General features: G+C 71.2%; 14 protein-coding genes and 1 pseudogene. 4 read left to right on the plus strand and 11 right to left on the minus strand.

The genetic code is table 11. The features are described from left to right. From ACTHJJ_RS13580 to ACTHJJ_RS13625, 10 genes are all read right to left on the minus strand, one after another. On the minus strand, positions 1-606 hold a 606-nt coding region (locus ACTHJJ_RS13580), incomplete at its 3' end, for a FliH/SctL family protein (RefSeq protein ID WP_440303471.1). Then, entirely contained in the window at positions 596-1,615 is a 1,020-nt protein-coding gene (gene fliG / locus ACTHJJ_RS13585; protein ID WP_440303472.1) for a flagellar motor switch protein FliG, read from the minus strand. The genes ACTHJJ_RS13580 and fliG, both read right to left, overlap by 11 nt. After that, a complete protein-coding gene (fliF, locus tag ACTHJJ_RS13590) occupies positions 1,612-3,225 on the minus strand; it encodes a flagellar basal-body MS-ring/collar protein FliF (protein ID WP_440303473.1) in 1,614 nt (537 codons plus the stop codon). Before fliF ends, fliG begins: the two co-directional genes overlap by 4 nt. Continuing rightward, positions 3,225-3,539, minus strand: a complete 315-nt coding sequence (gene fliE / locus ACTHJJ_RS13595; RefSeq protein ID WP_440303474.1) for a flagellar hook-basal body complex protein FliE — start codon at positions 3,537-3,539, stop codon at positions 3,225-3,227. Before fliE ends, fliF begins: the two co-directional genes overlap by 1 nt. Then, complete coding sequence (locus ACTHJJ_RS13600; RefSeq protein ID WP_440303475.1) at positions 3,536-3,931, minus strand: flagellar basal body rod protein FlgC; 396 nt, start codon at positions 3,929-3,931, stop codon at positions 3,536-3,538. The genes fliE and ACTHJJ_RS13600 overlap by 4 nt, the downstream gene beginning before the upstream one ends. Continuing rightward, positions 3,928-4,269 (minus strand): flagellar basal body rod protein FlgB, encoded by a 342-nt coding sequence (gene flgB, locus ACTHJJ_RS13605; RefSeq protein WP_440303476.1) that lies wholly within the window; start codon positions 4,267-4,269, stop codon positions 3,928-3,930. The genes ACTHJJ_RS13600 and flgB overlap by 4 nt, the downstream gene beginning before the upstream one ends. 98 nt (positions 4,270-4,367) lie before the next feature. Beyond that, complete coding sequence (locus tag ACTHJJ_RS13610) at positions 4,368-4,685, minus strand: hypothetical protein (RefSeq protein WP_440303477.1); 318 nt, start codon at positions 4,683-4,685, stop codon at positions 4,368-4,370. Further along, entirely contained in the window at positions 4,678-5,100 is a 423-nt protein-coding gene (gene fliS, locus ACTHJJ_RS13615; RefSeq protein ID WP_440303478.1) for a flagellar export chaperone FliS, read from the minus strand. The genes ACTHJJ_RS13610 and fliS overlap by 8 nt, the downstream gene beginning before the upstream one ends. 9 nt (positions 5,101-5,109) lie before the next feature. Next, on the minus strand, positions 5,110-6,522 hold the full coding sequence (gene fliD, locus ACTHJJ_RS13620) for a flagellar filament capping protein FliD (protein ID WP_440303479.1): 1,413 nt from the start codon (positions 6,520-6,522) through the stop codon (positions 5,110-5,112). Positions 6,523-6,638: 116 nt separating this feature from the next. Then, positions 6,639-7,475 carry a flagellin N-terminal helical domain-containing protein gene (locus tag ACTHJJ_RS13625; protein WP_440303480.1) on the minus strand — a complete coding sequence of 279 codons (837 nt, stop codon included), beginning with the start codon at positions 7,473-7,475 and terminating at the stop codon, positions 6,639-6,641. A 266-nt stretch (positions 7,476-7,741) separates the two neighbouring features. Here ACTHJJ_RS13625 and ACTHJJ_RS13630 point away from each other — a divergent pair, with 266 nt between their 5' ends. Genes ACTHJJ_RS13630 through ACTHJJ_RS13645 form a run of 4 tightly spaced genes read left to right on the plus strand, consistent with a single transcriptional unit; the run spans position 7,742 to position 10,920 of the window. Further along, positions 7,742-8,248 carry a flagellar protein FlgN gene (locus ACTHJJ_RS13630; RefSeq protein ID WP_440303481.1) on the plus strand — a complete coding sequence of 169 codons (507 nt, stop codon included), beginning with the start codon at positions 7,742-7,744 and terminating at the stop codon, positions 8,246-8,248. 13 nt (positions 8,249-8,261) lie between these two features. Beyond that, on the plus strand, positions 8,262-9,677 hold the full coding sequence (gene flgK / locus ACTHJJ_RS13635; RefSeq protein ID WP_440303482.1) for a flagellar hook-associated protein FlgK: 1,416 nt from the start codon (positions 8,262-8,264) through the stop codon (positions 9,675-9,677). Between the two features lie 2 nt (positions 9,678-9,679). Further along, positions 9,680-10,561: a flagellar hook-associated protein FlgL gene (flgL, locus tag ACTHJJ_RS13640; protein ID WP_440303483.1), complete on the plus strand. Its 882-nt coding sequence runs from the start codon at positions 9,680-9,682 to the stop codon at positions 10,559-10,561. After that, positions 10,558-10,920, plus strand: coding sequence for a flagellar assembly protein FliW (locus tag ACTHJJ_RS13645; RefSeq protein WP_440303484.1), 363 nt, complete (start codon positions 10,558-10,560; stop codon positions 10,918-10,920). Before flgL ends, ACTHJJ_RS13645 begins: the two co-directional genes overlap by 4 nt. A gap of 9 nt (positions 10,921-10,929) precedes the next feature. Here the strand turns inward: ACTHJJ_RS13645 and ACTHJJ_RS13650 are convergent. Beyond that, a pseudogene (locus ACTHJJ_RS13650) lies at positions 10,930-11,214 on the minus strand (hypothetical protein); the annotation flags it as partial.

The following is an 11,214-nucleotide window of genomic DNA, read 5'->3' on the forward strand; positions in this document are numbered from 1 at the left end:
GGTCAGGGCTGCGGTGGCACGAGCGAGGGCCGTGCCGATGCGCGCGTCGAGCTCGCCGTCCGGGTACACCGCGACGGCGTCGCCGGGAGCGAGGCCCGGGTCGGGCACGAGCACGACCCGCGAGCGGAGGGCCTCGTCGCCGAGGAGCGCCAGGTCATCGGGGTTGAGCCGGACGGAGATCACGGCAGACTCCTCCGGTCCCGAGAGGGCACGGGACAGCGCCGCCCGGGCGGCGTCATCCGCATCCGAGAGCTCGCGCCCGACGACGGCCGCAGCGATGGCGAGCGCGGCGGCGGCAAGCTCGGCCTCCGCGTCGGCGAGGACGGGCACCGTGCGCGCCTCAAGGGCCTGCGCGGCCGACTCGAGCACGTGGACCGCGCGCTCGACGCGGGCCCGATCGGCCGCCATCGCTGCCGTGTGCTCGGCCGCGCGCTGTGCATCGCGCGTGGCGGCCTCGGCCGTCGCGCGGCGCAGGCCCGCGGCATACCCGGCGGCGTGTCCCCGCGTGTACCCCTCGGCCTCCCCCATCGGGTCGAGGGTCGGGAAGACGACGGTCCGGGTCGTGGCTGCCTCGATGATCGCCCCGAGGGGAGTCTCAGTAGACAAGGTCGTCCTCCTCGCCTCGGCGCAGCATGATGGTGCCCGACTCCTCGAGGGCCCGGATCGACCTGACGACCTCGGCGCGGGCCTCCTCCACCTCGGAGGCGCGCAGTGGGCCGAGGGTCGCGATCTCGGACTCGAGGATGTCGCCGTTGCGGTCCGAGATGTTGCTCGTGATCGCGTCGACGACGGCCTGGGTGGCGCCCTTCATGGCGCGGGCCAGGACGGCCGCGTCCACCCCGCGCAGCACCTGCTGGATGTCCCTGCGCTCGAGCTTGACGATGTCCGCGAATGTCAGCATCTTGGAGCGGACCTCCTCGGCGAGCTCTGCGTCGCGTTCCGCGAGCCCGTCGAGCACGGTTCGCTCGGTCGCGGCGTTGGCCCGGTTGATGATGTCGACGAGCGGCTGGACGCCCCCGATGACCTCGTGCTGTCGGGGGCCGGACGCGATCGCGGTGCCGGTGCGGGTGCGCAGGTTCTCGGCCACGATCCGTACCGCGTCGGGGCTCGCCGAGCCCATCGTTGCCAGCGCGTGCGCGACGTCCGCGGCCTGCGCCGCGCCGAGGCCGGCGATGACGCGCGAGGCCTGGTCCGGGCTCAGGTGGGCGAGTACCAGGGCGATCGTCTCGGGCAGCTCGCCGTCGAGCAGGGTCACGAGCTGGGAGGGGTCCACCGTCTCGAGGAACTCGTACGACTTGCCGGCCATCGTCGAGGCGAGCCGGTCCATGACCCCCGCCGCCCGGTTCGCGCCGAAGGAGGACTCGAGCAGCCCCGCGGCGAAGTCCCGGCCACCGCGCGTCGTGCGACGGCCGGACACCACGATGTCGTGGAACTCCGCGATGACGTCCTCAGAGAGGGCGGCATCGACCCGGCTGAGGCGGACGATCTCTGCGGCGATGTCCTCCGCCTCAGAGTCGCTGAAGTGGCCCATGACCTTCGCCGCGTTCTCGGGGCTCATCTGCATGAGGACGATCGCGACCTTCTGGGTTCCGGTGAGGGTGGCGACCGGGCTCATACCGGCTGCCGCTCGTCCATGAGGCCGCGGAGCAGCTCCGCGGTCTTCTGCGGGTCGCTCGCGCCGAGCTGGTTGACCTGTGCCCGCCGTCGCTCGGCGTCGAGCACCTCGTCACTGGGGTCCGGCAGGGCCGGCACCGGCTCGGGCTCGGGGTGGATCTCGATGACGGGCAGCGCGGTCGTCTCGGGGGCCTCGATGACGGCGAGGTCGTCGAGGACGAACTCCTCGCCGAGGTCGACGGGCTCGCGGGCGGCCCTGCGGCGTGAACGCATCCACAGGACGATCGCGGTCGCAATGATGATCAGAAGGGCCGCGGCGGCCCAGAGGATCGTCGTCAGCAGCTCTGCGCCGGCCCGGGCGGCCTCCTCGGCCTGCTGCTGGGCGAGCGCCGCCTTCGCCGCATCCGCGGCCGCGGTGCTGAAGGGGATGACCTGCATCGAGAGGACGTCCCCGCGCCGGGCGTCGATCCCGGCTGCCGCCGAGACCAGCTCCGTGAGGTTCTGGATGTTGAGCCCCCGGGCCGCCGCCTGGTTGACGGCGACCGAGACGGACTGCCGCCTCAGCGACCCCGAGGGGATCGTGCGGTCCTCCGTCACCTTGTTGACCGCATTCGTGCGGTTGTCCTTGGTCGAGTCGTAGGTGCCCGTGCCGCCCGCGCCGCCGGGCACGGCGATGTTGTCGGGACCGAGGATGCCCGAGGCGCCGGCGCCGCCGGTCCCCTGGTACTTCTCCGTGGTCGTTGACTGGCTGAGGGCGGGCACGTCCTTGTTGCCCGTGAACGTCTCGGACTTCTGCTGGGCGGACTGCTGGTCCACCTCGGGAATCACCGCAACCGTCGCGTTGCCCGGCCCGACCACCTTGTCGAGCACGGCCTGCACCGCCGTCTGGGTGCGCATCTGGTAGTCGGCCGCCTGCTTCGTGCCGGAGCCGTTCACGCCGATCCCGGCGGCGGAGAGCACCGTCCCCTGCGCGTCGACGACCGAGACGTTGGCCGGCTTGAGGTTCGGCACCGCGGCGGAGGTCAGGTGCACGATCGCCTCGACCTTGTCGCCGCTCAGCACCTGACCGGGCAACGTCTGGATGAAGACCGAGGCTGTCGGGTCGACCTGCTGGGACGTGAAGACCGTCTTCTCCGGCAGCGCGAGCTGCACGGTCGCCGCCTGGACTCCCTCGAGGTGCGAGATCGTGGTGCCGAGCTCGCCCTCGATGGCGCGCTTGTAGGTGACGTCCTGCTGGAACTCCGAGGAGGTGACGCCCATCTTGTCCAGCAGGGAGTAGCCCGAGGCCGGCGCCGCCGGCAGGCCGGCAGCAGCGGCCTTGAGCCGCTCGTCGTACACCTTCTCCTCGGGCACGAGCACGGTCGAGCCGCCGTCGGCGAGCTGGTAGGCCACGCCGTCCTTGCCGAGCTGCTGGACGACGGCGCTCGCGTCGGCGCTCTGCAGGCCCGTGAAGAGCGGCGCATACGTGGGCCTCGTGAGCCACGACGAGAGGGCTACCCCGCCGAGGACGAGGACCGCGAGCCCGATGATGGCGATGGTCCGCTCACCGGTCGTGAAGCCCTTGACCGTCGTGGCGAGGCGCCTCCCGGCCGCGCTGAGGACGGGGGGCATCAGGCCTGCATCCTCATGATCTCGTTGAACGCCTCGACGCCCTTGTTGCGCACCGTCGCCGCGAGCTCGAGGGTCACCTGGGCGCGGGTTGCTGCGATGACCGCCGTGTGGATGTCATCGAGGCTTCCGGTGACGGCCTGGACGGCGAGCTGGTTCGAGGTGGACTGCAGCTGCTGGAGGTCGTCGACGGCGCCGGCGAGGCTCGCGGCGAAGCTGGGGCCGGTGCTCCCGCTCCCCGGCTGTGGGGCGGCGGTCGCGCCCGGACCTAGGACCGCCGCGACGGGCGTCACGGCTCCGATCGGGGCGATGCTCACGAGGACCTGCCGATCTGCAGGGCCGACTCGTACATGCTCCTGGCGCGGTCCACGACCTGGGCGCTGGCCTGGTAGCCGCGCTGCGCCATGATGAGCGAGCCCATCTGCTCGCCGAGGTCGATGTCGGGGTAGCGGACGTAGCCGTCCGCGTCGGCGAGCGGGTGGTCCGGCTCGTAGACCATGCGGCCGGCAGCGTCGCCCTCATGGGTCGCCTTGACGTAGACCCCGGACGTCCCCGGCCCGGCCTGCGCCTCGATGTAGCGGGCCTGGAAGGCGGGCCCGCTCGTCGGTGAGGCGTTGTTGGCGTTGGCGAGGTTGTCCGCGACGGCGTCGAGCCACTTGCGGTGCACGGTGAGAGAGGTGCCCGCGATGCCGATCGCGTCGAAGGTCATGATGTCCTCATCGCGGCGCGCAGCGCGGAGAACTTGCCGTTCAGCGCCTGGGAGGCGAACTGGTAGCGCAGCACCGTGTCGATGTTGGACAGCGTCTCGGTGTCGAGGTTGACGTTGTTGCCGTTCGTCCGGGTGGGCTCGGCGGAGATCGAGGTCGTCGCGGTGGCGCGCCCATCCCCGTCCTGCACCGAGGCGGCCAGGGCTCGCTCGAACTGGACCCGCTGAGCGTGGTAGCCGGGGGTGTTGACGTTGGCGATGTTGTCCGCGATGGCACGCTGACGTTGCGAGAGGCCGTCGAGGGCGCTCATGAGCGCGGCGGACGTCACGGATTCGAGCACACTTCTCCTTGCAAATTCGCAAGCGGTGGCCGATCCGTGGCCTGACGCGGCGAGCAATCCGTGCTCGCCGGTGACTATCGGCAGGGCTGGTTCAGGCGTTAGCCCTCGACGTCCACGTAGACGGGCGTATGCGGCTGTGCCGTGGGGACGGCGCGCAGCGCGGCGAGGTGACCTGCGGCACTCGCGCGAATCTCCGCCAGCCGCAAGGCAGTTCGCGCCTGTGCGGATTCGAGCGTACGGGCACGGTCGAGGAGGTGGTCGGGCAGGGGCCCGAGTCCGCTCGGTGGAGCCCACGTCGCCGGCCGCACCCCGAGGGCGGCCGGCTCCATAGGCAGGTGTGTGCCGCCCAGCCGGGCCTCGAGGGCCGCCAGGTCCGCTTCGAGCCCGTCGAGCACGCGCTCCCAGCTCTCAGCCAACCGCGTACTCCCCGGCACCGGTCGGGACGGCAGCGGCGTCGGCAAGTGAGCTCGCAGCGGCGTGCCACGCCTCCTGGAGGGGCATGAGGAGCGCGATGGCCTCGCGTGTCCGGGCGGGGTCGCGGTGGATGTTGGCGGCCACGAGGGCCATTCGGACGTACTCGTAGAGTCCGCGGAGCCCTTCGGCGCCGTCCCACCCGCTCGGGCGCAGCGTCGCGGAGAGCTCGGCGATGATCTCCTGGGCGTGCAGGAGGTTGTTGTTGGCGGTCTGCCAGTCGGACTCGAGCTGCGCAGCCTCGGCCCGGCGCAGGTCGAGCAGGAGGCGGTCATAGAGCATCGTCAGCAGGCGCGCTGGGCTGGCGGAGAGGATCGCGTCACGGGCGTACTGCCGGCGCGCGGCGTCTGTCGTTCTCACCGGCGGTCCTTACTTCGAATTCGTGTAGAACGTGGGCAGGCTCGCGATCTGGCTCGTGAGCCAGGACTGCTGGGCCTTGAGGCCGCCGAGGGCGGTGTCCATCTGGTTGTAGAGCTTCAGGAGCGACTGCTGCCGGTCCGCAAGGCGCAGGTCCCAGTCGCCGATGCGGCGCGCGAGGTCGGAGACCTCGGACTGACGGCCCTTGATGAGGGACGTGATCGAGCCGTCGATGGGATCGGAGGCGTTCTTCGCGGCGGCCGCGACGCGACCGGCGATCTCCTGGAGCGTGGCCTGCGTACCTGCCGGGTCGTCGGCGAGCGCCTTGCTGAGCTTGGCCTCGTCGAAGGTGTAGCTGCCGTCGCGCTGGATGCTGATGCCGAGCTCCGAAGGCGACCGCCCGTTGCTCGTGGGGTGGAAGACGGCCTCGGTGATGGACTGCGCGACGCTGCGGATCGTCGAGTTGCCGGTGAAGATGCTGCCGGCGGCGGTCGAGGTGCCGTTCGTCCCGGTCGTCGTCGTGACCTTCGTACTGTTGGCGAAGGCGGTGAGCAGGTCATTGACCGAGGACACGAGGCTGCTCGCCTGCTTCGAGACGCCCGCATTGTCGCTCGCGATCGTCACCGTGACGCTCTTGCCCACGGCCTCGGCGGTGGCCGTCACATCGACGCCGGGGACGAGGTTGCTGAAGGTGTTCGTCGACGAGGTGATGACCTGCTCGGCCGCGGTGCCGGCGTACAGGGTGGCCTGGGCGTCCTGAGCGGTGGTGACGACCGCGGCGCCTAGCTGCGACATGAGGTCGGTGGCGGTGCCGGCGGTGACCTCGGCGGACGTGCCTTGGTGGATCGTGAAGGAGCCCCCCTGGCCCGACGACGTGGCGGTGAGCTGGAGCCGGAAGAGCTGGTTGCCGGTCGCCGGATCCGTCCCGGCGTTGACCTTGAGGGCCTTCGCAGGGCCCCCGGACGAGTTGATCGCCGTAACGAGGTCGTCGAGGGACGTGCTGGCCGGCGTGATCTCGGTGTGCTTGCCGTTGTGATCGACGAGGGTCAGGGTCGCCGGGGCGCCGGTTGCGTCGGTCGGCCAGTTGCTCATCTTCGCCGTGACGCTCGTCTGTGACTCGGCCAGCCGGTCGATGCTGACGCTGAAGGTGCCCGGCAGCGCTGCCTTGCCGGCGGTGGCGGTCGCGGCGGTGCTGTTCGTGGTCGCCGTGAAGAGGTTGAGCGCCCCGGGCGCCGCCATCTTCGTAGCGAGGTCCTTGAGGGCAACCGTCTTGGTGTTGAAGCTCTGCAGTGCCGTGATCATGGACTGCTGCGTCGACTGGGCGCTCTTCAGCTGCTGCTGCGGCAGCGCCTCGACGGCCATGAGGGCGTTGACGATCGAGGTGATGTCGAGCCCACTGCCGAGCCCGTTGAGCGAGACTCCCATGGGGATGCTCCTTCAGTCCTGAGCCCGGTGGTCCACCGGCCGGGCTGCAGTGGTGGGGCGCTGACGGCGGCCAGGTGCGAGGTTCCTGGCCGCCATCAGCTCTTCCCCGAGGCGACTCAGCCGAGGAGCTTGAGGATGCCCTGGCCGGACTGGTTGGCCTGCGCGAGCATCGCCGTGCCGGCCTGGGACAGGATGTTGGTCTTGGTGTAGTTGACCATCTCGAGTGCCATGTCGGTGTCGGTGATGTGCGACTGGGAGGCGGCGAGGTTCTGCGCGGAAACGTTCGCGATGTTGAGGGCGTGCGACAGGCGGTTCTGCGCAGCACCCAGGTTCGCGCGGTCGGTCGAGACCGCCTTGATCGCGTCATCGATCTTCGTGATGGTGCCTCGGGCTGCCGTGTTGTCCGTCACGACGAAGTCTGTGGCAGCGGTTGCCCCACTCAGGGAACCGACAGACGTGGCGACGTCGGCGAAAGCCACGTCGATCTTGTCGTTGGCAGTGTCGCCCGCGCCGACCTGGAAGGTCAGCGAAGCACCCTTGAGCAGGTCGACGCCGTTGAACTTCGTCCCCTGGGTGATCCGGTCCAGCTCCTGGCCGAGCTGGTCCGCCTCAGCCTTGATCGCGGCGCGCGAGTCGGCGTTGTTCGAGTCGTTGGCGCCCTGCACCGCGAGGTCGCGCATGCGCTGCAGGATCGAGTGGACCTCGCCCAGCGCGCCGTCCGCGGTCTGGATGACGTTGATGCCGTCCTGCGCGTTCCGGGCGGCGATGCCAAGCCCGTTGACCTGGGCACGGAGGCCCTCGGAGATGGTGAGGCCGGCGGCGTCGTCGGCGGCGGTGTTGATGCGCAGGCCGCTCGAGAGCTTGGCCATGGAGTTCGCCATGCTCGCCGTGGTGCGGCTCAGGTTCTGGTAGGCCTGCATGGCGGACAGGTTGGTGTTGACGGTCAGAGCCATCGGTGATTCCTCCGTGAGTGAGATGTGGTGGTGCTCAGGCCCGTCCGTGGGCCCTCAGCACCCCCTATCGGCAGCCCGCGCGGTTGCGTTAGTCCCCGCCGCCGAAAGGCCACTTCCGGACGAAATGCCACTCAGCGCCATACGGACGGGGAGGAGGCCCTAACCCGGCTTCACTACGTGCCGATAGTCCAGACTGCAGGTGCGGGTCCGCCTCGCGGTGTGGCCCTCACCGGGTGGGACAACAAGAACATGGGTGGGGAGTTGAAATGAGTGAAGGAACCGGCCGGGGGGCCGCGATCCACGACTTGTCGGCTCGGCTCTGGCAGGAGCGCGAGCTGTTGGATCTGTTGACGTTCAAGCTGGAGGAGGAGCAGCTGCTCCTCACCGCGGGCAAGACGCAGTGGCTGTCGCACGCGAGCCGGGAGGTCGAGCACGTCCTCGAGCGGCTCCAGACCGCCGGACTCGAGCGGGCGGTGGTCGCCGGCGCGGTTGCTCGGGAGTGGAACCTGCCGGAGGAGGCGACGCTCGGCGACCTCGCCGCCGCCGCCCCGGAGGGCCCCTGGGCCGAGATCCTCTCGGCCCACCTGACGGCCCTGACGGAGCAGGCCGCCCACATCCGCCAGCTGCGCGACGCCAACGCCCAGTTCCTCAGGGCGGCGGCGCGGTCGACGCAGGAGACGCTCGCCGCGACCGAGACGGCAGCCACGACCTACGACTCGCACGGGCGGCCCGCGGCTGTCGGCGAGGCCCAGCTCCTCGACCAGCACCTCTGACCGAAAGGCCACCGTGAGCAGCTTCGGCGCCCTCAACACCGCCTACCGCGGCCTCTCCGCCGCGCAGCAGGCCCTGGACCTGGCCGGCCACAACGTTGCCAACGTCGGGACCGACGGCTACACCCGGCAGCGAATCGACCAGTCGTCGATGACCCCACCGGCGCGCGCCGGCCTTGCGGCCACCGGCGTGCAGGTGGGCCAAGGGGTCTCGGTCGACCGCATCACGCGACTCGGCAACGCGCTGCTGGACGCAACCGTCCGCACGGCGACCTCGTCCGCGGCATACCTCACCCAGAGGTCTGCCGCCTACGAGCGGATCGAGTCGACCCTGCGCGAGCCGGGGACCGACGGCGTCTCCGCGCGCCTGCAGTCCTTCTGGGCGGCGTGGCAGGACGTCGCCAACTGGCCCGGCGAGGCGGGCCCCGCCAATACGCTCCTCAGCTCGGCCCGACAGCTCGTCTCGACGCTGTCGTCCGGACGAGCGGCCCTCGAGGAGCAGTGGAGCGACACCCGCTCCAGCGCGGACGCCATGACGGCGTCGCTCAACGACGCGGCCGACCAGGTGGCGGCCCTCAACAAGAGCATCCGCTCCGCCCTCAACGTGGGCAGCCCGGCGAACGAGCTGATCGACGCACGTGCCCGGCTCACCGAGACCATCGCCTCCCTCGCCGGCGGCACGGTTCGGGAGGAGCCGGACGGCACCGTGTCCGTGTATGTCGGCGGCAACGCGCTCGTACGCGGTGACGCCGCCCGCCACGTTCGGCTCACCGGGCCCGAGACCCTGACGACTGCCTCATCGGCGCCGACGCTGGAGTGGGCAGACCAGCCCGGCCTCGTCGTCGGTCTCGAGGGTGGCAGCATCGCCGGGGCCTTGTCGGTCCTCGCCCCGGCCGGCGCCGGGACCGGCGGCGCGATCGCCGAGGCGGCCGCGCGGTATGACGCCATGGCTGAGTCCCTCGCCACGGCGGTCAACGCCGTGCATCGCGCCGGGCAGAACCAGTCGGGGGCCACCGGCCTGGACTTCTTCCAGTTCGATCCGACCCGGCCGGCCGGCAGCCTCACCGTCGTCCCCGTGGACCGGTCTGGTCTCGCGTTGGGAGGGATCGGCCTGGGACCGCTCGACGGGTCCAACGCCGACGCGATCGCACAGCTTGCGAAGGGGGCCTCCTCCCCCGACGCGCAGTGGGCCTCTTTCGTCACCGCGACCGGGAGCGCCTCACGTGCGGCTGGCCAGCAGGCCCAGCTCGCCGATGCGGCCTCGGCCAACGCCAAGCAGGCGCAGACCGCCGGGGCCTCCGTGAGCCTTGACGAGGAGAGCGTCACACTGGTCGCAGCGCAGCACGCCTACCAGGCCGCCGCGCGCGTCCTGACTGCCATCGACCAGGCCCTCGACACCCTCATCAACCGCACCGGAACGGTAGGACTCTGACAATGCTCCGTGTGACCGACCAGTCCATGGCCTTCGCGGCCCAGCGGGCCCTGGGCGCCCGGCAGGCCAAGCTCGCCGCCGTCCAGGAGGCCGCCGTGTCCGGTGCCCGCATCACCCGCCCCTCGGACGACCCTGCGGGCACCGGCGACGCGCTCCGGGTGCGCGCCGACATCGCCGCCGGGAACCAGTACAAGCGCAACATCGACGACGGCACCGCTTGGCTCAGCACCCTCGACTCCGCGCTCAACGCGGCCACCGGGCTGCTGCGCCAGGTTCGCGACGCCGTGGTCCAGGGCTCGAACGGCTCGCTGAACCAGGACGCGCGGGACGCCCTCGCCCAGCAGGTGGACGCGCTGCGCGCCGACCTGCTCGGCACGGCCAACACCCGTTACCTCGGGCGCAGCGTCTTCGCCGGCACCTCGGACGCCGATGCAGCGTTCACCGACGGCGCCCCGCCTGTCTGGAACGGCGCGGACGGGGAGGTCCACCGGCGCATCGGCCCCGACCAGACGGTTCGCGTCGACGCGGACGCCGCGGCCACCTTCGGCGAGGGCGCAAGCTCCGTCTTCGCACTGCTCGACGCCATCAGCGCCGACCTGCGGGCCGGCACCAACGCCGCATCCCGCCTGAGTGCTCTCGACGAGGCGATGAACGCCGTCGTCGGGGTGCGCTCCGATGTCGGCAACCGCCTCGCGCAGCTGACCCGTGCCGCTCAGGCGACCACGGACGCTGCGACCGCCCTCGAGGCCCGCCGCAGCGGGATCGAGGACGTCGACCTCGCGAAGGCGGCGCTGGACCTCCAACTGCAGCACACGGCATACCAAGCGGCCCTGGCCGTCACGGCCAAGGTCCTCCCGCCCAGCCTCATGGACTTCCTGCGATGAGCGCGCTCACTTTCGAGCAGCCGCTTCCCGGCCTCGCCCCGCACACGGACTACGCGCTCGACCCGGTCGAGGGCGCTGTGGGCGTCTTCACCCTGCGCCCCGCAGACGCTCCAGAGATCCGGCTGTTCGTCCTCGATGCCTCGGTGTACGTGCCGACCTACGCCCCGGAGCTCGCCGGACCCTGCCGGCAGATCGGCCTCGAGCCGGGCAACCGCGGGCGCATCCTCGTCGTCGCCACCCCGGGCGGGGACGGCACCTCCGTCAACCTGGCGGCACCGGTGGTCGTCAACGAGACCGAGGGCAGAGCCGTACAGGCAGTCCTCGACGGGTGGCCCTTGCGGGCCCCGCTCGCCGACTGACCCGAGCAGCTACCTACCGTGCCCGTCCTTGAGACCCGAGGTGCTGCTGGCGCCGGGCACATCGGGCAGCCGCAGCACGACGTCCAGGCGGCGCCCGGCCTGGGGCGTTCCTGGGTTCGCCGGGCCGGCGACCGGGCCGAGGCCGACTCGGGCCGCACCGGTGTTCGCGCCCTTTCCAGTGTTCTGGCCCTTCCCGGTGTTCTGGCCCTTCCCGGCGTTCTGGCCCTTCCCCCCGTTCTGCGACTTCCCGTTGTTCTGGGAGTTTCCGGCGCCTTGGCCCTTCCCGGGGTTCTG

The sequence above is a fragment of the Intrasporangium sp. genome, assembly GCF_051961875.1.
GTDB lineage: Bacteria > Actinomycetota > Actinomycetes > Actinomycetales > Dermatophilaceae > Intrasporangium_A.

Excerpts from the sequence above, each read along its gene's own strand:
- fliG (WP_440303472.1), bottom strand. The coding sequence starts at position 1,615 with ATGAGCCCGGTCGCCACCCTCACCGGAACCCAGAAGGTCGCGATCGTC.
- fliF (WP_440303473.1), bottom strand. The coding sequence starts at position 3,225 with ATGCCCCCCGTCCTCAGCGCGGCCGGGAGGCGCCTCGCCACGACGGTC.
- ACTHJJ_RS13600 (WP_440303475.1), bottom strand. The coding sequence starts at position 3,931 with ATGACCTTCGACGCGATCGGCATCGCGGGCACCTCTCTCACCGTGCAC.
- fliD (WP_440303479.1), bottom strand. The coding sequence starts at position 6,522 with ATGGGAGTCTCGCTCAACGGGCTCGGCAGTGGGCTCGACATCACCTCG.
- ACTHJJ_RS13625 (WP_440303480.1), bottom strand. The coding sequence starts at position 7,475 with ATGGCTCTGACCGTCAACACCAACCTGTCCGCCATGCAGGCCTACCAG.
- ACTHJJ_RS13630 (WP_440303481.1), top strand. The coding sequence starts at position 7,742 with ATGAGTGAAGGAACCGGCCGGGGGGCCGCGATCCACGACTTGTCGGCT.
- flgL (WP_440303483.1), top strand. The coding sequence starts at position 9,680 with ATGCTCCGTGTGACCGACCAGTCCATGGCCTTCGCGGCCCAGCGGGCC.
- ACTHJJ_RS13645 (WP_440303484.1), top strand. The coding sequence starts at position 10,558 with ATGAGCGCGCTCACTTTCGAGCAGCCGCTTCCCGGCCTCGCCCCGCAC.